Raw genomic sequence first — 18,550 nt, forward strand, 5'->3', positions numbered from 1 at the left:
CGCGGATTTGTCGTGAGCGGAGAACCGCCCATGAGCAATGACCTGCCCGCCCGCCTCGCCGTGCCGCTGTCGCGCCGACAAATCCTGCCGTTGAATCCGCCCTGGCGGCGCCTTAGAGGGTTGGCCCTGCCGCTGCTGATCGTGATCGCCCTGGAGATCATCGTGCGCGTCGGCTGGCTGCCGTCCTATCAAATGCCTGCGCCGAGCGAGATCGCCCTGACCCTCTTCGATCTGGCCGAAGGCGCACTGTGGAAACACATCGGCGCCAGCCTGATCCGCGTGCTGATCGGGTTTGCCATCGGCGCGAGTCTGGCCTTGGTATTTGCTGCGTGGGTCGGCCTGAGCCGTGAGGCGGAGGCGTACCTGGAGCCAACCTTTGCCGCGCTTCGCTCGATTCCCAGTCTGGCCTGGGTGCCGCTGTTGCTATTGTGGCTGGGCATCGACGAGACCTCGAAAATCGTCCTGATCGCCATTGGTGCGTTCTTCCCGGTATACGTCAACGTCGTCGCGGCAATCCGCAACATCGACCGCAAACTGGTGGAAGTCGGCCGCATCTATGGTTTCAGTCGCCTGCAACTGGTGCATCGGATTCTGCTGCCCGCTGCCCTGCCCGGCCTGTTCACCGGGCTACGCAGCGGCATGAGTCTGGCGTGGATGTTTCTGGTGGCGGCCGAGCTGATCGCGGCGACCAAGGGGCTGGGTTACCTGTTGAGTGACGGGCGCGAAACCTCGCGACCGGACATCGTACTGGCGGCGATTATCGTGTTGGCGCTGCTGGGCAAACTCAGCGATGGGCTGCTCGCCGCGCTCGAGCGCCGCTGGCTGGCCTGGCGCGACACCTTTACCGGCCAGGGCAGCAAGGACTGATCTGCACAACTAAGCTGAATCTTCAGGCAGTGTTCGCCGGAGGTTCGGCCAATGTGCGGAAGACTTTCGCAATACCGCGGCATCCACGATTTTGTCGCGGTGCTGAGCATTCCCGATGCGCTGATCAATCACGTCGGCGACGCACCGCTCGCGCACTACAACGCGGCGCCCACCACCGCGCTGGCCATTCTTCATCAACACGAACAACGCTTGTACGCCGATAACCTGCGCTGGGGTTGGCGCCCGCACTGGGCCAGGGACCGCGCGGCGCCGATCAATGCGCGAGTCGAAAAAGTCGTCCACGGCCTGTTCTTTCGGGCGATCTGGCGTCACCGGCTGATCGTCCCGGTCGACAACTGGTTCGAATGGGTCGACGGGCCGGACAAGAGCCGCCAGCCCTGGCTGATCCATCGGATCGATCATCAGCCGGTTTTCTGCGCCGCCATCGGCCAGTTTCCGACACCCGATGCGCAATCGAGGAAAGACGACGGTTTCGTGATCATCACCGCCGACAGTGAAGGTGGCCTGCTCGATCTGCATGATCGCCGGCCCATCGTGTTGTCCGCCGAGGGGGCACGGGAATGGCTCGATCCCGCCACACCCGTTGAGCGTGCCGAGCAAATGCTCCTGTCCGAAGGGTTGGGCAGCGAAGCGTTCAAATGGCACAAAGTCGGCAAAGCTGTCGGCAATTCACGCAATCAGGGTGCGGAGTTGATTGAAGTGGTGACTTAAATATTTTGCGGGCCGGCACGTCTATCGAATAATCGGAAGACGTGAGTCAAATTGACATCACGCAGCAAGTGAGAACCGTTCGTTACAGACAGTGTTTCAAACTCGAAACAATCATTGAATCAGTCGCTTGATTAAAAGCAACCGCCTGTCTGACATTTCAATCGTCATACATACATTTAGTAACGCTACAGATAGCATGCGCGCCGCATTTCCTATTGGCATACCAGTTGACCAAAGAGTCAACAAACCGGGAATACCCTACAAACTTACAAGCCTTGCAGAGAACTAAGTTGCGCGACGATTTTGCAATCAAACAGGCCAACGGCCTGGAGTGTATTTATCTGTCCATGACAGAACGCTTTCAACTCGACTGTTTTATCGCCCACTACATAAAGACTCGAAACCTGCGTGACGTACCCGAGATCGACCGCATCCTGCGCGCCACTCTCCAAAACTATCCCTGCCACCCGCCGGTGATGGTCAACGAGCTGAATGCCTGGATCGACAAGACCTTGGGTTATCGGGCTTCGCACCCCGATTTCACACAGCTGGACGATCTTTGATGAAACGAAAAAGCCCCGCAATCGCGGGGCTTTTTCGTGGTAGCGCTCAAGGTTTGAGCGGGCGTTCCTGGTCGCGATCGGACAACTCGCGGCTGTCGTCATGTTTCCAGGTCTGCTCCTTGTGTTTCTCCCGCTCGATCTCTTCTTCGCTCGGTTCTTCATCTTCTTCGGGACGTTTCTGCTCGGTTGCCATGTTCACCTCGCTGCCATAAGTCGTCAGTCATCCTTACAGCGTAGAACAGATTCAGACAGGCAACTTACAACCACCAGCGCAACAGAAAGAAGAACGCCATGCTCAATAGCATGCTAAGCAACGTATTACGCGTGTAAATCACTAATCCAATCGCCACTAATGAACTCAGCAGATAAGGGTTATCCCACTGCAGATTCAGCTGTTTATCCGGCATGAACACGATCGGCCCGCAAATCGCGGTCAACATACCCGGTACGGCGAAACCCAGAAATTGCCGTGCGTTACTGCTCAAACGCACCGGCAAGCGCGGCTCAAGAAACACGTAGCGGTTGAGGAACACAAGAATCCCCATGCCGAAAATCACTGCCCAGATGATCATGTGCGCTCCCGATATAGCTTGTTGCAAATAAACCCTGCGGTCATTCCCGCCAGCCCCGACAGCACCAGCGCCGAGCCCCACTGCCAATAACTGAACAACACCGAGCAGAACAGCGACACCGCCACGCAAACCACGGTCGGCACGTTGCGCACCACCGGGGTGATCAGGGCGATGAAGGTCGCGGCAATCGAGAAGTCCAGTCCCAGATGCTCAAGCCCCGGAATGCTGCTGCCGAGCACGATGCCGGCCAGGGTGAAGAGGTTCCAGGCGATATAGAACGTCAGGCCGACGCCGAGGGCATACCAGCGATTGAACTGCTGACGGTCGTGCTGACTGGTCAGGGCGAACAGTTCGTCGGTGAGCAAAAAGCCCAGGCCAATGCGCCAGCGACCCGGCAACGGCGAAATCACATGGCGCATGCTCATGCCGTAGAGCAAATGCTGCGAAGTCAGCAGCAGCGTGGTCAGCAGAATCGAGAAAATCCCGGCCCCTCCCTTGAGCATGCCGATCGCCACCAGTTGCGCAGCGCCGGCAAATACAATGCTCGACAAGCCCTGCCCTTGCAGCGGCGTAAGGTTGGCTTCGATCGCCATGGAGCCGGCCAGCAGCCCCCATGGCGCGGTCGCCAAGGATAACGGCATGATCGCCGCGGCTCCGCGAAAAAAGGCACTGCGCGGAATTAATGAGTCGGACATAACGCTCTTCAACCGTGAGAAAAGACCCCGGACTCTGCCAGCAAATGCCTTTTGCTGGCTTGAACAATCTTGCGCAATTGCCGGAAATCGCCCAGCTGCAAACCGATTAGCGGCGTACCATGACAGCCATTCACATCTGCGTCAGGGAGACGACATGCTGTATCGAATTGCCGCCGACGGGCTGGTGCTGTTTCACCTATCGTTCATTCTGTTCGTGCTGTTTGGCGGGCTATTGGTGCTCAAGTGGCACCGAGTGGCGTGGCTGCATCTGCCGGCCGCAACCTGGGGCGTGATGGTCGAGGTGTTGCACCTGACCTGCCCGCTGACCTACTGGGAAAACCTGATGCGCCACGCTGCCGGGCAAACCGAGTATGCCGGCGGCTTCATCGAGAATTACGTCTGGCCGATCATCTACCCGGCGGGACTGACCTCGCAGATTCAGCTTGTGCTGGGGGGAGTGGTGCTGATGATCAACCTGCTGGTATACGGACGTCTGATCCGTCAGTGGAAACTGCGTCGCGCCGCCCGCATTCCGTTCTAACGCGACTTCAAGGCTTCCAGCCAGGCCGGATCGAGGCGCATCTGATCGGTATCCAGACCGAGCGCCTCCATCCGCGCCTTGTGCGCCTCGACTTCGCGGCGTAATTGCGAATGATCGCTGGAGTTACCGTCCAGTTCATGCATCTGCGTCAAGCCCAGGTGATAGAAGCGCAGCACTTTCATCGCTGTCGGATCACCCCTCTCGACCGCCGCCGTCACGTGATGCATGACATTGGTGACACTCATCAGGCTGCGCTTGAGCCGCCAGCCGTACACCGCCGGGGCCATCCAGGTCTGATTCCAGAAACGTCCGCGCAACAACGCCGCCGTCAACAGAAATGCGCCGAACACCCCGCCTACATTGAACCGCAGGTTATCGCCACCCGGCTCGCCGAACAGCGCCACCGCCACGGTCGAAAACGCCATCGCCAGCACCAGGAACAGCACCGCGATAATCAGCGTGCTGCGCCGGGTCTGCTGGCGATAGGTGATGGCATCGATCGGTTGAATCTCGAACATCGCGACAGGCTTCCATGGCTTGAAATAAAAAGAGGCCGGCGCATTATCGCCTCTGAGGCGGATTTAGCTATGCTGGAGCTCCTTTTCATCTTTTCATCGTCCAGCGGGGGACATGGCGATACCACGCAGATCGTGCCATCTTCATTCATGGATACACTCTATTCGGATGCCATTGGCCAGGCCGGCAATGGCATCGTTTTAAGGATCACTGCATGACCCAACGACACGTAATCAATGCCTCAGTCAGCCCAAAAGGCAGCCTGGAAACTCTTTCCCAACGTGAAGTTCAGCAACTGAGCCAGGCCGGAACCGGCAGCACCTATACCCTTTTTCGCCAGTGCGCCCTGGCCATCCTCAATACTGGCGCCCATGTCGACAACGCGAAAACCATTCTGGAAGCCTACAAGGACTTCGAAATCCGCATCCACCAACAGGATCGCGGCGTGCGCCTGGAACTGTTGAACGCCCCGGCCGACGCCTTCGTCGACGGCGAAATGATCGCCAGCACCCGGGAAATGCTGTTCAGCGCCCTGCGCGACATCGTCTACACCGAAAACGAACTCGATGCCCTGAGCATCGACCTCAGCACCTCCCAGGGCATCAGCGACTACGTCTTCCACCTGTTGCGCAACGCACGCACTCTGCGCCCGGGCGTCGAGCCGAAAATCGTCGTGTGCTGGGGCGGCCACTCGATCAACACCGAAGAATACAAATACACCAAGAAAGTCGGCCACGAACTGGGCCTGCGCAGCCTCGACATCTGCACCGGATGCGGCCCGGGCGTGATGAAAGGCCCGATGAAAGGCGCGACAATCGCCCACGCCAAGCAACGTATTCACGGCGGCCGCTACCTGGGCCTGACCGAGCCGGGCATCATTGCCGCCGAAGCGCCGAACCCGATCGTCAATGAGCTGGTGATCCTGCCAGACATCGAAAAGCGCCTGGAAGCCTTCGTCCGCGTCGGCCACGGCATCATCATCTTCCCAGGCGGCGCCGGTACTGCCGAAGAGTTCCTGTATCTGCTGGGCATCCTGATGCACCCGGACAACGCCGGCCTCCCGTTCCCGGTAATTCTCACCGGACCGAAACATGCCGCGCCGTATCTGGAACAGCTCGACGCCTTCGTCACCGCCACCCTCGGCGAAGCGGCGAAACAGCACTACGAAATCATCATCGACGACCCGGCCGAAGTGGCACGTCAGATGACTGCAGGCCTCAAAGCGGTCAAGCAGTTCCGCCGCGAACGCGCCGACGCGTTCCACTTCAACTGGCTTCTGAAGATCGACGAGGGCTTCCAGCGCCCGTTCGACCCGACCCACGAAAACATGGCCAACCTCAAGCTGCATCGCGACCAGCCTCCGCATGAACTGGCAGCCAACCTGCGCCGCGCGTTCTCCGGAATCGTCGCCGGCAACGTCAAGGACAAGGGCATTCGCCTGATCGAAGAACACGGTCCGTATCAGATCCGTGGCGACGCCGCGATCATGCAACCGCTCGATCTGCTGCTCAAAGCCTTCGTCGCCCAGCACCGAATGAAACTGCCGGGCGGCGCGGCGTATGTGCCGTGCTATCGCGTTGTTTCCTGACCGCACTCGATGCAGTTTGCCTGTGAGGGAGTGAGCGCACTCCCTCATGGCGCATCGACACTACCGAACCGCCCTGTTCTCTGACACAAAAGCCCCTCTGATTCCCCACGACAGCCATCGTGTGGCCGTCTAAGCTGGGCGTTTGTTTTTTCAGGGACGATCCATGAAACGTTTTGCCGCCAGCCTGTTGTCTCTTCTGGCTCTGACAGCCAATGCGGCAGATCTGCAACTGCTCACCGACAATCATCCTCCGCTGCATTTCCTTCAGGGCGATCAACTGGTGGGCTTCGGCGTGGATGTGGTGCAAGCCCTGGCCGCGCAGACCGGCGATCGCATTCACCTGCAGCAAGTGCCATTGCTGCGTGCCCTGCGCATGGCCAGCGAGACTCCGGATACCGGCGTATTTACCGTGCTGCGCACCGACGCACGGGATGACCGCTACCAATGGGTCGGGCCGTTGATCGAAGTCGAAACCGCGCTTTACGCCCGGGATAGCTTCCATCCACCCGTGCGCAGCCTGCGCGAGGCCGATCACCTGGGCCGGATCACCGTGCCACGCAAATGGCTGGTCTACAGCTATTTGCAGGAACAGGACCTGACCAACCTCTACGGCGTGGAAACTCCGGAACAGATGATGCGTTTGTTCAGTCTCGGGCGGACCGACTTTGTGGTGTCCGACACCTTGTCCAGCGCCGCCCTCGCCCGCGAGCAAGGCATGGAACCGGGGCGTTTGCAGTACCAGTTGTCGTTGATGAAGCAAGACACGTACATCGCATTCTCCCGACAGACCGACCCCAAACAAGTCGCACGCTGGCAGCAAGCGCTGGATACTCTGCGCGCCGACGGTCGCCTGGAGAAAATGCGCCAGCGCTGGCTGAGCAATACCCTGCCGCGCTGATCACGCATCAACACCTTTGATAACAACTATCTGAAAAGGTGTTTTTTCTTCTGGCGTCCGTGGCCATAAAGTGGCGGTCATCTTCTTCCCGTTTTCTGGTGCACCCCATGAAAGACTTTATCGCCCTCGGGTTCATCATCGCGCTGATCGGCGCCACCTCCGCGATTGCCAACGCCCATGGCAACGGGCACGTCGTTGCCATGACGAGTGTCGGCCAGTCCGGCATCGTCGGCCTTGGCAGCGCAGCCACGGGCAGCCTGGAGCAGACGCTCTACGTTGCGCAGAACGCCTCCGAGTACGGTTACAACTACTGAGCCACCAGGCGCACCGCCAACGCCTTGGCCTGCGACGCAACATCGGTCACCGCCGTACTTTCCCACCACATCCCTCTCAGTGGCGGGCCCATCGCGAACAGTCGTTGTGACACGTTTCCCTGCGCATCCAGCACCGCACCGTCCACCGCCGCCGCAATTCCCAGCGCCAAAGGCCCCGGTTGCACCAGCCCACGGGCCAGCAATTGTTGCGGCAAGGGTCGGTCGACGCGGCGCCAGTCATACTCGATACCGCTGGAATTGATCAGCGCCGCGCCTTGCACCACGCGTGTTTCATTTTCACCCCGACGACGGATGCGAATCCCGACACCAGCGCCCGACACCGGTTCCAGACCTTTATAGGACGCTGCGTGAATACGCAGGCGTCCTTCGCGGTGCAGACGCGCAACCAACTCCGCACTCAGTGGAGGCGAACGATGGTGATGGCTCTCCCACCACGGCCGCACATGCCGCACGAATTGCCGGCGCTGTACATCGCTCGCCTGGCTCCACAGCCGACCGATGTGCGCGCGTACGGTGTCCAGCGGTGCCTGCCAGTCGATGCCTTGATTGATGGCATCCCGGCAATGCCGGCGCAATTCACGCAGTAACTGGCGTGGCGTGCGGATACTGTGATCCTCGGCGAGGAAGTCCACCCACGCAGGCGGCTGGCGACGGACATGGGGCAGCAGCCCGTGCCGGGAAAACACCTCGATCGGCCCGCGATGCCCGGCCTGCTCCAGCGAAACCACGGCATCGACCATGGTCAGGCCGGAGCCGATGATCAGCACGGTCGATTGCGGATCGAGCTGGCGCATGGCGCCCACATCCCAAGGATCGAGCCCAGCCGCGTTGAGGCCGCTGGATTGCGTTTGCGGCGTACGGGCGGCGGGGAACATACCGGTGGCGAGCACCGCAAAAGCGCCTTGCAGTCGCCGGCCATCGCTCAAGGAGAGCTGCACCGAATCGGCTGAAGCCTGTACATCAATCACCTCTGCGCGCACGTGCTCGACCGTCGAACCATGCTGCCTGCCCACCAGCTGCGCTTCAGCCAGTCGCTGCTGCACATACACACCGAACAGACCTCGTGGCGGAAACAGTTCGCTGACTGGTACATGTTGCTGATCCGACTCCGGCCAGCCGCCGCTGGCAATGTGATCAGTCAGCCATTGAGTCAGGTCCTCGGCGTTGCTGGGGTCGACGCTCATTCGCGCTGCGTTGCCATTGAGCGTATGGCCCAGTTCAACCGCGCTGTACGCTTCGCCCCGGCCCAATTCGGCCCGGGGCTCGACTACCAGAATCCGTCGCCGCCCCGGCAGGCGCAGCAATTGCACCGCCAGCATCGTGCCGCTGAGGCCGCCGCCGACAATCAGGATGTCGGCCGTATCGGTTTGAGTCATGCCGTTCTCGCTGCAGAGGATTTGCTCAAGTCAGTGTCGTGCAGACGCTGCGAGCGAGTCTAGACAGACGTAACCTTTTTCTCCTGCCGACGCAGTTCACCCAGGTTTCGATAACCGCTGCCCGGATGGATCTGCGGCAATTTCGGCCCTTCGCCAAACAGCTTCTCGCGTAACGTTCCGGGTGCGTAATCGGTCTTGTAGACGCCGCGTTTCTGCAGCTCAGGCACCAACAATTCCACGGCGTCGATGAAGGTTTCGTGGGTCAATGCGTAGGCCAGGTTGAAGCCATCGACGTCGGTTTCGTCGACCCATTCCTGTAGCAGGTCAGCGACGGTTTCCGGGCTGCCGACGAACAACGGGCCGAAACCGCCGATACCGACCCAGTCGGCCAGCTCATTCGGAGTCCAGACCTTGTTCGGGTCCGCTGTCGAAAACGCTTCCACGGCAGACTGAATCGCGTTGGTATGTACGTGCTTGAGCGGTTCGTCCGGTTTGAAGCGGCTGAAGTCGATACCGGTCCAGCCCGAAATCAGCGCCATCGCACCCTCGTAACTCACCCAGGATTTGTATTCTTCGAACTTGGCTTTGGCCTTGGCATCGGTCTCGCCGAGGATCACGGTTTGCAGGTTGAAGATCAGGATCTTCGACGGATCTCGCCCGGCCTCGGCGGCGCGACGGCGAATGTCGGCCACGGTTTTCTTGAGTAGCACTTTCGACGGTGCCGCGACAAATACGCACTCGGCATGTTCAGCGGCAAACTGTTTGCCACGGCTGGACGCGCCCGCCTGATAGAGAACCGGTGTGCGCTGCGGCGACGGCTCGCAAAGGTGAATGCCCGGCACGTGGAAGTGTTTACCGTGGTGGCGGATCTCGTGGATCTTGCTCGGGTCACTGAAGATCCGCCGCTCGCGATCCCGCAAAATCGCGCCATCTTCCCAGCTGCCTTCCCAGAGTTTGTAGCAGACCTCCAGGTATTCCTCGGCGAAGTCGTAGCGCGCGTCGTGTTCGGTCTGGGCTTGCTGGCCGATGTTTTTCGCACCGCTCTCCAGATAGGACGTGACGATGTTCCAGCCGGCGCGGCCCTTGGTCAGGTGATCGAGGGTCGACAGGCGTCGGGCAAATGGATACGGATGCTCGAAGGACAACGATGCGGTCAGACCGAAACCCAAGTGCTCGGTGACCAGAGCCATCGGCGGGATCAATTGCAACGGATCGTTGACCGGCACCTGCGCCGCCTGCCGGATCGCTGCTTTGCCGTTGCCGTTGTACACGTCGTAGATGCCCAGCACGTCGGCGATGAACAAGCCGTCGAACTTGCCGCGCTCGAGGATTTTCGCCAGATCGATCCAGTACTCCAGATCCTTGTACTGCCAGGAACGATCGCGAGGGTGCGCCCACAGGCCCGGCGACTGGTGGCCGACGCAGTTCATGTCGAAGGCGTTGAGACGGATTTCGCGGGGCATCAGGCGGCACTCCCGATGTTCAGGAGGCGTTTAGAGGTTTGATTTGAAGCGGTCATGTAAGGCGACTCCGTGGTTTCCGGATGAGGATGCGGAATCGTTTGCAGGAGTCGTGCCTGAATATATTTTCTTTATTTATCAATAAATTGAGACAACAACTTAAAGCAATCCGAGCGAAAGACAGAGCAAACTGTTTATCCGCTGTCGGCCTTGCAACAGTCAGATCACCACATTGCGCACAAACCGTACGGCCACTGCCCCGTCATTGCGATAGGTGTGCGGCTGGTTGCTGGCGAACATGAAAAACTCACCGGCGGCGATGTGCTGGGGTTGATCGCCGAGTATCAGCGTCAGGCAGCCCTCGAACACGAAAATCTGTTCGCTCCAGCCTTCGGCATCGGCTTGCGAAGGATAAACCTCCCCAGGTTGCAGGCACCATTCCCATTGCTCCACTTCCCGGGTGGCCGCTGCCTTGGACAACAGCACCGCTTTACTGCCGGGAATGCTGCCGGCCCAGGCCAGTTCGTTGATACGGCCCGGATCGCGGTTATCCGGGGCCTGGATCAGATCACTGAAGGCCACACCCAGAGCTTCGGCAACCCGGTCAAGCGTCGTCAGGCTGACGTTTTTTTCACCTGCCTCGATGGCCACCAACATGCGCCGGCTGACCCCGGACTTTTCCGCGAGAGTCGTCTGGCTCATGTCGGCGGCGTGGCGCAGGCGTCGGACGTTCTGGCTGACGTGTTGCAGGACCGAAGCCCGTTGTACAGAATCTTTGTGCACTATATTGCTCACTGGCTAGGGTTGGGCAGTATACTGCGCAACATTTGGCGCATTGTGCGTCCCCTCTTCAAAAGTGCGCAAGATCATGACGTCAGCCAGCTCCCCCCAAACTCCCCTGCGCTTTTCCCGGTTCAGCAAAGCCGAGTGCGTGCTCGTGCTGATCACCATGCTCTGGGGCGGTACCTTTCTGCTGGTGCAGCACGCGATGACCGTCAGCGGCCCGATGTTTTTCGTCGGCCTGCGCTTTGCCGCTGCGGCGAGCATCGTGGCGATGTTTTCGTGGAAACACATGCGTGAACTGACCTTGTTCGAGCTCAAGGCCGGTGCGTTCATTGGCGTGGCGATCATGCTCGGTTATGGCTTGCAGACCGTTGGCTTGCAGAGTATCCCGAGCAGCCAGTCGGCGTTCATCACTGCGCTATACGTGCCGTTCGTGCCGTTGCTGCAATGGTTGGTGCTCGGTCGTCGTCCCGGTTTGATGCCGAGCATCGGGATCATGCTGGCGTTTACCGGGTTGATGCTGCTGTCGGGGCCGGCCGGTGCATCGTTGAATTTCAGTCCCGGTGAAATCGCCACACTGATCAGCGCCATCGCCATAGCGGCGGAGATCATCCTGATCAGCACCTATGCCGGACAAGTCGACGTGCGTCGGGTGACGGTGGTGCAACTGGCGATGACCTCGGCGCTGGCGTTTTTGATGGTGGTGCCGACCGGTGAGGCGCTTCCAGACTTTTCATGGCTACTGCTGAGTACAGCCCTGGGGCTGGGCGCAATGAGTGCGGCGATTCAGGTGGCCATGAACTGGGCGCAGAAAAGTGTTTCGCCCACCCGCGCGACCTTGATCTACGCCGGAGAACCGGTGTGGGCCGGGATCGCCGGACGAATTGCCGGCGAGCGACTGCCAGCGATTGCACTGGTGGGCGCCGGGCTGATCGTGGCAGCGGTGATTGTCAGTGAGTTGAAGACCAAGGGCAAAGCGACACAAGCGGTCACAGAAGAGTTCGAGCGCGAGACAGAAGGCTAAGCGAGGTTTTTGCGACTACCTTGTAGGATTCAGAGACATCCTCGCGTTTGGCGATCCGGGAGCTGGCACGTATGATGCTTCACAAACTTCCGCAGATTAGAAGCCTATGTCCCTGATAGTTCTACTGCTTCTGCCTTTTGTGGGCAGCTGTCTGGCAGCCGTGCTGCCGCACAACGCACGTAACGCCGAATCCCTGCTGGCAGGCCTGGTCGCTTTGATCGGCACGGTCCAGGTCGCCTTGCTGTTCCCGCAGATTGCCCATGGCGGCGTGATCCGTGAAGAGTTCACGTGGCTGCCCAGCCTGGGCCTGAACTTCGTCCTGCGCATGGACGGTTTCGCCTGGCTGTTCTCAATGCTGGTGCTGGGCATCGGCACTCTCGTTTCCTTATATGCCCGCTATTACATGTCGCCGGATGACCCGGTGCCGCGTTTCTTCGCATTCTTTCTGGCGTTCATGGGCGCCATGCTCGGGCTGGTGATCTCCGGCAACCTGATCCAGATCGTGTTCTTCTGGGAGCTGACCAGCCTCTTCTCGTTCCTGTTGATCGGCTACTGGCACCACCGCCACGACGCGCGCCGTGGTGCATACATGGCGTTGATGGTCACCGGTGCGGGAGGGCTATGCCTGCTGGCGGGGGTCATGATCCTCGGCCATGTGGTCGGCAGCTATGACCTGGACAAGGTCCTGGCCGCCGGCGATCTGATTCGTGCACATGCCCTCTACCCCATCCTGCTTCCCCTCATTCTCATCGGCGCCCTCAGCAAAAGCGCCCAGTTCCCCTTCCACTTCTGGCTGCCCCACGCGATGGCGGCGCCGACACCGGTTTCGGCCTATCTGCACTCGGCGACCATGGTCAAGGCCGGGGTTTTCCTGCTCGCCCGGTTGTGGCCGTCGCTGTCCGGCAGCGAAGAATGGTTCTACATCGTCAGCGGCGCTGGAGCCGCCACACTGTTGCTCGGCGCGTACTGCGCGATGTTCCAGAACGACCTCAAGGGCCTGCTGGCCTACTCGACCATCAGCCACCTCGGTCTGATCACGTTGCTGCTGGGCCTGAACAGTCCACTGGCGGCCGTCGCAGCGGTGTTCCACATTCTCAACCACGCAACCTTCAAGGCCTCGCTGTTCATGGCCGCCGGGATCATCGACCACGAAAGTGGTACCCGCGACATCCGCAAGCTCAACGGTCTGTTCAAACTGATTCCGTTCACCGCCACCCTGGCGATGGTCGCCAGTGCGTCCATGGCCGGCGTGCCGTTGCTCAATGGTTTCCTGTCGAAAGAAATGTTTTTCGCCGAAACCGTGTTCATCAATGCCACCGCGTGGGTTGAAGCTGCACTGCCAATCGTGGCGACCATCGCCGGTACGTTCAGCGTTGCGTACTCGCTGCGCTTTACCGTCGACGTGTTCTTCGGCCCGACCGCCACCGACCTGCCGCACACACCGCACGAGCCGCCACGCTGGATGCGTGCACCGGTCGAGTTGCTGGTTTTCACCTGTTTGCTGGTAGGGATTTTCCCGGCACAAGTGGTCGGCCCGTTGCTGGCCGCTGCCGCGTTGCCGGTGGTGGGTGGCGTGCTGCCTGAATACAGCCTGGCGATCTGGCACGGCCTCAATGCTCCGATGATCATGAGTCTGATCGCCATGTCCGGCGGCATCGTGGTCTATCTGCTGCTGCGCAATCAGCTCAAGCGCGGTCGTTTCAAATTCCCGCCACTGGTAGGCCGCTTCAACGGCAAGCGCCTTTTCGAGCGCAGTCTGGTGGCAATGATGCGTCTGGCCCGACGCCTGGAGCGGCGGATCGGCACCAAACGCCTGCAAACCCAACTGTTCCTGATGGTGTTGGCGGCAGTGCTGGCCGGCCTGATCCCGATGCTGCACAGCAGCCTGAGCTGGGGCGACCGGCCGAAGATCCCTGGCTCCATCGTGTTCGTGACCCTGTGGCTGCTGGCAATCGCCTGCGCCCTCGGCGCCGCGTGGCAGGCCAAGTATCACCGTCTCGCCGCCCTGACCATGGTCAGCGTCTGCGGTCTGATGACGTGCGTGACCTTCGTCTGGTTCTCGGCACCGGACCTGGCCCTGACGCAACTAGTGGTCGAAGTGGTGACCACGGTGCTGATCCTGCTCGGCCTGCGCTGGCTGCCACGGCGGATCGAAGAGGTTTCGCCGCTACCGAGCAGCCTGCGCAAGGCCCGTGTGCGGCGTCTGCGCGACTTGCTGTTGTCGATTGCCGTCGGTGGCGGCATGGCGCTGCTGTCCTACGCAATGCTCACCCGGCAGACCCCGAACGACATTTCCTCGTTCTACCTGAGTCGCGCCCTGCCTGAAGGCGGCGGCAGCAATGTGGTCAACGTGATGCTGGTGGACTTCCGTGGTTTCGACACCCTCGGTGAAATCACCGTGCTGGTGGCCGTGGCGCTGACCGTATTCGCCCTGCTGCGACGCTTCCGCCCACCGAAAGAAAGCCTGCAACGGCCAGCCCAGCAACGCCTGCTGGCGCCGGACGTAGTCACCGATCTAGTCAATCCGCGTTCGGCCAGCGACACCGCGCTCGGTTTCATGATGGTGCCGGCGGTGCTGGTGCGCCTGCTGCTGCCGATTGCGCTGGTGGTGTCGTTCTACCTGTTCCTGCGCGGGCACAACCAGCCGGGTGGCGGTTTTGTCGCCGGTCTGGTGATGTCAGTGGCGTTCATCCTGCAATACATGGTCGCCGGCACCCAGTGGGTCGAGGCGCAAATGAGCCTGCGACCGCTGCGCTGGATGGGCACCGGGTTGCTGTTCGCCACGGTCACTGGCCTCGGCGCAATGGTGGCGGGTTATCCGTTCCTCACCACTCACACCTGGCATTTCAGCGTGCCGGTGCTGGGCGACATCCATATCGCCAGCGCACTGTTCTTCGACATCGGCGTGTACGGGGTGGTAGTCGGTTCGACATTGCTGATCCTCACCGCCCTCGCCCACCAATCGGTCCGGGGCCACAAAACCGCCGCCATCAAGGGAGCCGTCTGATGGAAGAAGTCATCGCAATCGCCATCGGAGTGCTCGCCGCCTCCGGCGTCTGGCTGATCCTGCGTCCACGGACATTCCAGGTGGTCATGGGCCTGTGCCTGCTGTCCTACGGCGTCAACCTGTTCATCTTCAGCATGGGCAGCCTGTTCATCGGCAAAGAACCGATCATCAAGGACGGCGTACCTCAGGACCTGCTCAATTACACCGACCCGTTGCCTCAGGCGCTGGTGCTGACGGCGATCGTTATCAGCTTCGCCATGACCGCGCTGTTCCTCGTGGTGCTGCTCGCGTCGCGGGGCCTGACCGGCACCGACCACGTTGACGGAAGGGAGCCCAAGGAATGACGGCGATGACCCACCTGATCGCCGCACCGATCCTGCTGCCGCTGCTGACGGCTGCCATCATGCTGATGCTTGGCGAAAAGCACCGGCCGCTGAAGGCGAAGATCAACCTGTTCTCCACCATGCTGGGCCTTGTGGTTTCCTTGCTGTTGCTGCAATGGACCCAGACCACCGGCGTGCCCGGCTCCATCGGCGTCTACCTTCCGGGCAACTGGCAGGTGCCATTCGGCATCGTGCTGGTGGTCGATCGGCTGTCGGCCTTGATGCTGGTACTGACCGGGATCATCGGCGTCAGCGCTTTGCTGTTCGCCATGGCGCGCTGGGATGGCGCAGGCTCGAGCTTCCACGCACTGTTCCAGATTCAGTTGATGGGCCTGTACGGCGCATTCCTGACAGCGGACCTGTTCAACCTGTTCGTGTTTTTCGAAGTGCTGCTTGCGGCATCGTACGGTTTACTGCTTCACGGCTCGGGCCGGGCGCGGGTGTCGTCGGGGCTGCATTACATCTCGATCAACCTGCTGGCATCGTCGCTGTTCCTGATTGGCGCGGCGCTGATCTACGGCGTCACCGGCACGCTGAACATGGCTGACCTCGCGATGAAGATTCCGCTGGTGCCGGAAGCCGACCGCGGCTTGCTGCATGCTGGTGCGGCGATTCTTGCGGTGGCGTTCCTGGCCAAGGCCGGAATGTGGCCGCTGAACTTCTGGCTGGTGCCGGCTTATTCCTCGGCCAGCGCGCCGGTTGCGGCGATGTTCGCGATCATGACCAAGGTCGGCGTCTACACCCTGCTGCGCCTGTGGACGCTGCTGTTCTCCGGCCAAGCCGGGGCTTCGGCTTACTTCGGCGGCGACTGGCTGATCTACGGCGGCATGGCGACCATGCTCTGCGCAGGCGTGGCGATCATCGCCGCACAACGCCTGGAACGCATGGCCAGTCTGAGCATTCTGGTGTCGGCCGGGATTCTGCTGTCTGCCGTGGGTTTCGCCCAGCCGAACCTGATCGGCGCGGCGCTGTTCTATCTGGTCAGCTCGACCCTGGCACTCAGCGCGCTGTTCCTGCTGGCGGAACTGATCGAACGTTCACGCACCGCCGTCGAAGTGCCTCTGGAAGACGAAAACGAACTGTTGCCACGTCCGCAGCAATGGCAACCGCCGGTCAAGGGCATCAACCTCGACGATGACCAGAAAGCCGTGGTCGGCCAAGTGATTCCGTGGACCATGGCCTTCCTCGGCCTGAGCTTCATCGCCTGCGCGCTGCTGATCATTGGCATGCCGCCGCTGTCGGGGTTCATCGGCAAGCTGAGCCTGATCGGCGCCCTGCTCAATCCGTTGGGGCTCGGCACTGGCGAACCGATCTCGAATGCTGCCTGGGCGTTGCTGGCACTGTTGATCCTGACCGGACTCGGCTCGCTGATGGCGTTCTCGCGCCTGGGCATCCAGCGCTTCTGGTCGCCGGAGGAGCGCCCGTCACCCGTGTTGCGCAAACTGGAATGCACGCCGATTTTCCTGCTGCTCGGTCTGAGCATCGCCCTGACCTTCAAGGCTGAACCACTGCTGCGTTACACCCAGGCCGCCGCAGACGCGTTGAACAACCCGCAGCAATACGTGATGGCGGTGCTTGGCACTCGCGCCGTACCAAGCCCGGAAGCCAAGGCTGCGTTGCTGGAGGTGCAACCATGAAGCGCCTGTTCCCTGCTCCGTGGCTGTCACTTGCATTGTGGTTGCTATGGCTGGTGCTGAACCTGTCGATCAGCCCCGGCAACCTGCTGCTGGGCGCAGCACTGGGTTTCTGCGCGCCGCTGATGATGCGCAAACTGCGCCCGCAACAGATCCATATCCGCCGCCCCGGTACAATCCTGCGCCTGTTCCTGCTGGTTGGACGTGATGTGGTCATTTCCAATCTGGTGGTGGCGTGGGGTGTGCTCAACGCGGGACGCCGGCCGCCCCGTTCGCGCTTCATCAAGGTGCCTCTGGACCTGCGTGATGCGAACGGTCTGGCGGCGCTATCGATGATCTGTACGGTAGTGCCCGGCACGGTGTGGTCAGAGCTGGCGCTGGATCGCAGCATTCTGTTGCTGCACGTCTGGGATCTGGATGACGAGGCGCAATTCATCCAGCACTTCAAGGTCACTTACGAGCGGCCGTTGATGGAGATTTTCGAATGAGCCCGCTGCTGTCGAATGCCATTCTGCTGACGCTGTTCCTGTTCTCGCTGGCGATGGTGCTGACACTGATCCGCCTGTTCAAAGGGCCATCGGCACAGGACCGGGTACTCGCACTGGACTACCTGTACATCGTCGCCATGCTGATGATGCTGACCCTGGGGATTCGTTATTCCAGTGACACCTATTTCGAAGCGGCGCTGCTGATCGCGCTTTTCGGTTTCGTCGGCTCGTTTGCCCTGGCGAAATTCCTGCTGCGTGGAGAGGTGATCGAATGAACGTTGAATTGTCTCTGTGGGTGGAAATTCCGGTGGCGATCCTACTGGTACTCAGCGGCGTGTTTGCCCTGATCGGTGCAGCCGGGTTGTTGCGGATGAAGGATTACTTCCAGCGCATGCACCCCCCGGCGCTGGCCTCGACCCTGGGCGCGTGGTGCGTGGCGCTGGCGTCGATCATCTGTTTTTCCGCGCTCAAGTCCGGGCCGGTGCTGCACGCGTGGTTGATCCCGATCCTACTGGCGATCACCGTGCCGGTGACCACCCTGCTACTGGCGCGTGCGGCGCTGTTCCGCAAGCGCATGGCCGGGGATGATGTGCCGGCCGAGGTCAGCAGCCGCCGTACTGAAACCGGCAGTTAGAGCCAGGCGACGGCCAACAGCCCGGCTCCCAGAATCAGACATAACGGTGAGTAAACCCAAGTGTCGAGCCGGGCAAAGCGCGATCCCTTCACTTCCTTGAAAAAACCCACCAGTTCCGAATCGCCGATCGCCCGCGCAAACATCAGCAGCGCAATTGCACTGATCACCCACTGCAACGCCCAGTGATGCACCGGCGAAAACCACCAGCCCACCCTCATGCACACCAGTGCGGCAATCAGTAGCAGGGCCGCCGCTACCACCAGCGTGATCCAGCCTGACGGTTTGAACGCCGGTTTGAGCGCCTGCCCGCCGTTATCCACCGGAACCTGCGGTATCACCGCCACGGTCGCCCACTGTCCACCCATCGCCCAATACACGTGCATCAGGCTGATCGCCGCAAATATCGTCACCAGCCATTGAGCCAACACAAAGGTCATGGTCGAGAATCCTTGAA

General features: G+C 60.8%; 23 protein-coding genes. 15 read left to right on the plus strand and 8 right to left on the minus strand.

Features of this window, described 5'->3' with window-relative positions:
• Window positions 1-30: 30 nt before the first annotated feature.
• The 3 genes from NH234_RS17875 (at window position 31) to NH234_RS17885 (ending at window position 2,162) form a co-directional block, all read left to right on the plus strand.
• Window positions 31-867, plus strand: coding sequence for an ABC transporter permease (locus tag NH234_RS17875; protein ID WP_085731944.1), 837 nt, complete (start codon window positions 31-33; stop codon window positions 865-867).
• 51 nt (window positions 868-918) lie between these two features.
• Window positions 919-1,599 carry an SOS response-associated peptidase family protein gene (locus NH234_RS17880; protein WP_367253655.1) on the plus strand — a complete coding sequence of 227 codons (681 nt, stop codon included), beginning with the start codon at window positions 919-921 and terminating at the stop codon, window positions 1,597-1,599.
• A gap of 290 nt (window positions 1,600-1,889) precedes the next feature.
• On the plus strand, window positions 1,890-2,162 hold the full coding sequence (locus tag NH234_RS17885; RefSeq protein WP_085731946.1) for a hypothetical protein: 273 nt from the start codon (window positions 1,890-1,892) through the stop codon (window positions 2,160-2,162).
• A gap of 46 nt (window positions 2,163-2,208) precedes the next feature.
• On the opposite strand, the gene NH234_RS17890 is transcribed toward NH234_RS17885, so the two are convergent.
• The 3 genes from NH234_RS17890 to NH234_RS17900 all read right to left on the minus strand — a co-directional run bounded on the left by NH234_RS17890 (window position 2,209) and on the right by NH234_RS17900 (window position 3,429).
• Entirely contained in the window at window positions 2,209-2,355 is a 147-nt protein-coding gene (locus NH234_RS17890) for a hypothetical protein (RefSeq protein ID WP_169430743.1), read from the minus strand.
• 64 nt (window positions 2,356-2,419) lie between these two features.
• A complete protein-coding gene (locus NH234_RS17895) occupies window positions 2,420-2,734 on the minus strand; it encodes an AzlD domain-containing protein (protein ID WP_085731947.1) in 315 nt (104 codons plus the stop codon).
• Complete coding sequence (locus NH234_RS17900) at window positions 2,731-3,429, minus strand: AzlC family ABC transporter permease (protein WP_085731948.1); 699 nt, start codon at window positions 3,427-3,429, stop codon at window positions 2,731-2,733. The genes NH234_RS17895 and NH234_RS17900 overlap by 4 nt, the downstream gene beginning before the upstream one ends.
• A 154-nt stretch (window positions 3,430-3,583) precedes the next feature.
• Here NH234_RS17900 and NH234_RS17905 point away from each other — a divergent pair, with 154 nt between their 5' ends.
• Complete coding sequence (locus NH234_RS17905) at window positions 3,584-3,970, plus strand: DUF2784 domain-containing protein (RefSeq protein ID WP_367253657.1); 387 nt, start codon at window positions 3,584-3,586, stop codon at window positions 3,968-3,970.
• On the opposite strand, the gene NH234_RS17910 is transcribed toward NH234_RS17905, so the two are convergent.
• Window positions 3,967-4,488: a DUF3087 domain-containing protein gene (locus NH234_RS17910; RefSeq protein ID WP_085731950.1), complete on the minus strand. Its 522-nt coding sequence runs from the start codon at window positions 4,486-4,488 to the stop codon at window positions 3,967-3,969. The genes NH234_RS17905 and NH234_RS17910 overlap by 4 nt on opposite strands.
• Here NH234_RS17910 and NH234_RS17915 point away from each other — a divergent pair.
• The 4 genes from NH234_RS17915 (at window position 4,474) to NH234_RS17930 (ending at window position 7,286) form a co-directional block, all read left to right on the plus strand.
• Window positions 4,474-4,704, plus strand: a complete 231-nt coding sequence (locus tag NH234_RS17915) for a hypothetical protein (RefSeq protein ID WP_139831729.1) — start codon at window positions 4,474-4,476, stop codon at window positions 4,702-4,704. The two genes, NH234_RS17910 and NH234_RS17915, sit on opposite strands and share 15 nt — an antisense overlap.
• On the plus strand, window positions 4,701-6,074 hold the full coding sequence (gene ppnN / locus NH234_RS17920) for a nucleotide 5'-monophosphate nucleosidase PpnN (RefSeq protein ID WP_085731951.1): 1,374 nt from the start codon (window positions 4,701-4,703) through the stop codon (window positions 6,072-6,074). The genes NH234_RS17915 and ppnN overlap by 4 nt, the downstream gene beginning before the upstream one ends.
• A gap of 163 nt (window positions 6,075-6,237) precedes the next feature.
• Window positions 6,238-6,972 carry a substrate-binding periplasmic protein gene (locus NH234_RS17925; RefSeq protein ID WP_367253660.1) on the plus strand — a complete coding sequence of 245 codons (735 nt, stop codon included), beginning with the start codon at window positions 6,238-6,240 and terminating at the stop codon, window positions 6,970-6,972.
• Window positions 6,973-7,079: 107 nt separating this feature from the next.
• The gene (locus tag NH234_RS17930; RefSeq protein WP_085731953.1) at window positions 7,080-7,286 is read left to right on the plus strand and encodes a hypothetical protein; all 207 of its coding nucleotides are present in this window, start codon (window positions 7,080-7,082) and stop codon (window positions 7,284-7,286) included.
• Here NH234_RS17930 and NH234_RS17935 read toward each other — a convergent pair.
• The 3 genes from NH234_RS17935 to NH234_RS17945 all read right to left on the minus strand — a co-directional run bounded on the left by NH234_RS17935 (window position 7,280) and on the right by NH234_RS17945 (window position 10,926).
• Window positions 7,280-8,683: an FAD/NAD(P)-binding protein gene (locus NH234_RS17935; protein ID WP_367253661.1), complete on the minus strand. Its 1,404-nt coding sequence runs from the start codon at window positions 8,681-8,683 to the stop codon at window positions 7,280-7,282. The genes NH234_RS17930 and NH234_RS17935 overlap by 7 nt on opposite strands.
• Window positions 8,684-8,742: 59 nt before the next feature.
• Complete coding sequence (locus tag NH234_RS17940; protein WP_085731955.1) at window positions 8,743-10,146, minus strand: LLM class flavin-dependent oxidoreductase; 1,404 nt, start codon at window positions 10,144-10,146, stop codon at window positions 8,743-8,745.
• A gap of 216 nt (window positions 10,147-10,362) precedes the next feature.
• Window positions 10,363-10,926, minus strand: coding sequence for a helix-turn-helix domain-containing protein (locus NH234_RS17945; protein WP_085731956.1), 564 nt, complete (start codon window positions 10,924-10,926; stop codon window positions 10,363-10,365).
• Between the two features lie 85 nt (window positions 10,927-11,011).
• Between NH234_RS17945 and NH234_RS17950 the strand changes: the two genes are divergently transcribed.
• The 7 genes from NH234_RS17950 (at window position 11,012) to NH234_RS17980 (ending at window position 18,096) form a co-directional block, all read left to right on the plus strand.
• Window positions 11,012-11,950 carry a DMT family transporter gene (locus tag NH234_RS17950; protein WP_085731957.1) on the plus strand — a complete coding sequence of 313 codons (939 nt, stop codon included), beginning with the start codon at window positions 11,012-11,014 and terminating at the stop codon, window positions 11,948-11,950.
• A gap of 106 nt (window positions 11,951-12,056) precedes the next feature.
• The gene (locus NH234_RS17955; RefSeq protein WP_367253663.1) at window positions 12,057-14,957 is read left to right on the plus strand and encodes a monovalent cation/H+ antiporter subunit A; all 2,901 of its coding nucleotides are present in this window, start codon (window positions 12,057-12,059) and stop codon (window positions 14,955-14,957) included.
• Window positions 14,957-15,301 (plus strand): Na+/H+ antiporter subunit C, encoded by a 345-nt coding sequence (locus NH234_RS17960; RefSeq protein WP_003192163.1) that lies wholly within the window; start codon window positions 14,957-14,959, stop codon window positions 15,299-15,301. Before NH234_RS17955 ends, NH234_RS17960 begins: the two co-directional genes overlap by 1 nt.
• Entirely contained in the window at window positions 15,298-16,977 is a 1,680-nt protein-coding gene (locus tag NH234_RS17965; RefSeq protein WP_085731959.1) for a monovalent cation/H+ antiporter subunit D, read from the plus strand. The genes NH234_RS17960 and NH234_RS17965 overlap by 4 nt, the downstream gene beginning before the upstream one ends.
• Complete coding sequence (locus NH234_RS17970; RefSeq protein WP_085731960.1) at window positions 16,974-17,462, plus strand: Na+/H+ antiporter subunit E; 489 nt, start codon at window positions 16,974-16,976, stop codon at window positions 17,460-17,462. Before NH234_RS17965 ends, NH234_RS17970 begins: the two co-directional genes overlap by 4 nt.
• Window positions 17,459-17,737, plus strand: coding sequence for a K+/H+ antiporter subunit F (locus NH234_RS17975; protein ID WP_003225959.1), 279 nt, complete (start codon window positions 17,459-17,461; stop codon window positions 17,735-17,737). The genes NH234_RS17970 and NH234_RS17975 overlap by 4 nt, the downstream gene beginning before the upstream one ends.
• A complete protein-coding gene (locus NH234_RS17980) occupies window positions 17,734-18,096 on the plus strand; it encodes a Na+/H+ antiporter subunit G (RefSeq protein WP_085731961.1) in 363 nt (120 codons plus the stop codon). The genes NH234_RS17975 and NH234_RS17980 overlap by 4 nt, the downstream gene beginning before the upstream one ends.
• Here NH234_RS17980 and NH234_RS17985 read toward each other — a convergent pair.
• Window positions 18,093-18,533, minus strand: coding sequence for a DUF3995 domain-containing protein (locus NH234_RS17985; protein ID WP_282317678.1), 441 nt, complete (start codon window positions 18,531-18,533; stop codon window positions 18,093-18,095). The genes NH234_RS17980 and NH234_RS17985 overlap by 4 nt on opposite strands.
• Window positions 18,534-18,550: the final 17 nt, after the last annotated feature.

This window comes from Pseudomonas sp. stari2 (assembly GCF_040760005.1).
In the GTDB taxonomy this organism is placed as follows: Bacteria; Pseudomonadota; Gammaproteobacteria; order Pseudomonadales; family Pseudomonadaceae; genus Aquipseudomonas.

What these genes read in the sequence shown, in the direction of transcription:
- NH234_RS17875 (WP_085731944.1), top strand. Translation starts at nt 31, where the DNA reads ATGAGCAATGACCTGCCCGCCCGCCTCGCCGTGCCGCTGTCGCGCCGA.
- NH234_RS17880 (WP_367253655.1), top strand. Translation starts at nt 919, where the DNA reads ATGTGCGGAAGACTTTCGCAATACCGCGGCATCCACGATTTTGTCGCG.
- NH234_RS17890 (WP_169430743.1), bottom strand. Translation starts at nt 2,355, where the DNA reads ATGGCAACCGAGCAGAAACGTCCCGAAGAAGATGAAGAACCGAGCGAA.
- NH234_RS17895 (WP_085731947.1), bottom strand. Translation starts at nt 2,734, where the DNA reads ATGATCATCTGGGCAGTGATTTTCGGCATGGGGATTCTTGTGTTCCTC.
- NH234_RS17900 (WP_085731948.1), bottom strand. Translation starts at nt 3,429, where the DNA reads ATGTCCGACTCATTAATTCCGCGCAGTGCCTTTTTTCGCGGAGCCGCG.
- NH234_RS17905 (WP_367253657.1), top strand. Translation starts at nt 3,584, where the DNA reads ATGCTGTATCGAATTGCCGCCGACGGGCTGGTGCTGTTTCACCTATCG.
- NH234_RS17910 (WP_085731950.1), bottom strand. Translation starts at nt 4,488, where the DNA reads ATGTTCGAGATTCAACCGATCGATGCCATCACCTATCGCCAGCAGACC.
- ppnN (WP_085731951.1), top strand. Translation starts at nt 4,701, where the DNA reads ATGACCCAACGACACGTAATCAATGCCTCAGTCAGCCCAAAAGGCAGC.
- NH234_RS17925 (WP_367253660.1), top strand. Translation starts at nt 6,238, where the DNA reads ATGAAACGTTTTGCCGCCAGCCTGTTGTCTCTTCTGGCTCTGACAGCC.
- NH234_RS17930 (WP_085731953.1), top strand. Translation starts at nt 7,080, where the DNA reads ATGAAAGACTTTATCGCCCTCGGGTTCATCATCGCGCTGATCGGCGCC.
- NH234_RS17935 (WP_367253661.1), bottom strand. Translation starts at nt 8,683, where the DNA reads ATGACTCAAACCGATACGGCCGACATCCTGATTGTCGGCGGCGGCCTC.
- NH234_RS17940 (WP_085731955.1), bottom strand. Translation starts at nt 10,146, where the DNA reads ATGCCCCGCGAAATCCGTCTCAACGCCTTCGACATGAACTGCGTCGGC.
- NH234_RS17950 (WP_085731957.1), top strand. Translation starts at nt 11,012, where the DNA reads ATGACGTCAGCCAGCTCCCCCCAAACTCCCCTGCGCTTTTCCCGGTTC.
- NH234_RS17955 (WP_367253663.1), top strand. Translation starts at nt 12,057, where the DNA reads ATGTCCCTGATAGTTCTACTGCTTCTGCCTTTTGTGGGCAGCTGTCTG.
- NH234_RS17960 (WP_003192163.1), top strand. Translation starts at nt 14,957, where the DNA reads ATGGAAGAAGTCATCGCAATCGCCATCGGAGTGCTCGCCGCCTCCGGC.
- NH234_RS17965 (WP_085731959.1), top strand. Translation starts at nt 15,298, where the DNA reads ATGACGGCGATGACCCACCTGATCGCCGCACCGATCCTGCTGCCGCTG.
- NH234_RS17970 (WP_085731960.1), top strand. Translation starts at nt 16,974, where the DNA reads ATGAAGCGCCTGTTCCCTGCTCCGTGGCTGTCACTTGCATTGTGGTTG.
- NH234_RS17975 (WP_003225959.1), top strand. Translation starts at nt 17,459, where the DNA reads ATGAGCCCGCTGCTGTCGAATGCCATTCTGCTGACGCTGTTCCTGTTC.
- NH234_RS17980 (WP_085731961.1), top strand. Translation starts at nt 17,734, where the DNA reads ATGAACGTTGAATTGTCTCTGTGGGTGGAAATTCCGGTGGCGATCCTA.
- NH234_RS17985 (WP_282317678.1), bottom strand. Translation starts at nt 18,533, where the DNA reads ATGACCTTTGTGTTGGCTCAATGGCTGGTGACGATATTTGCGGCGATC.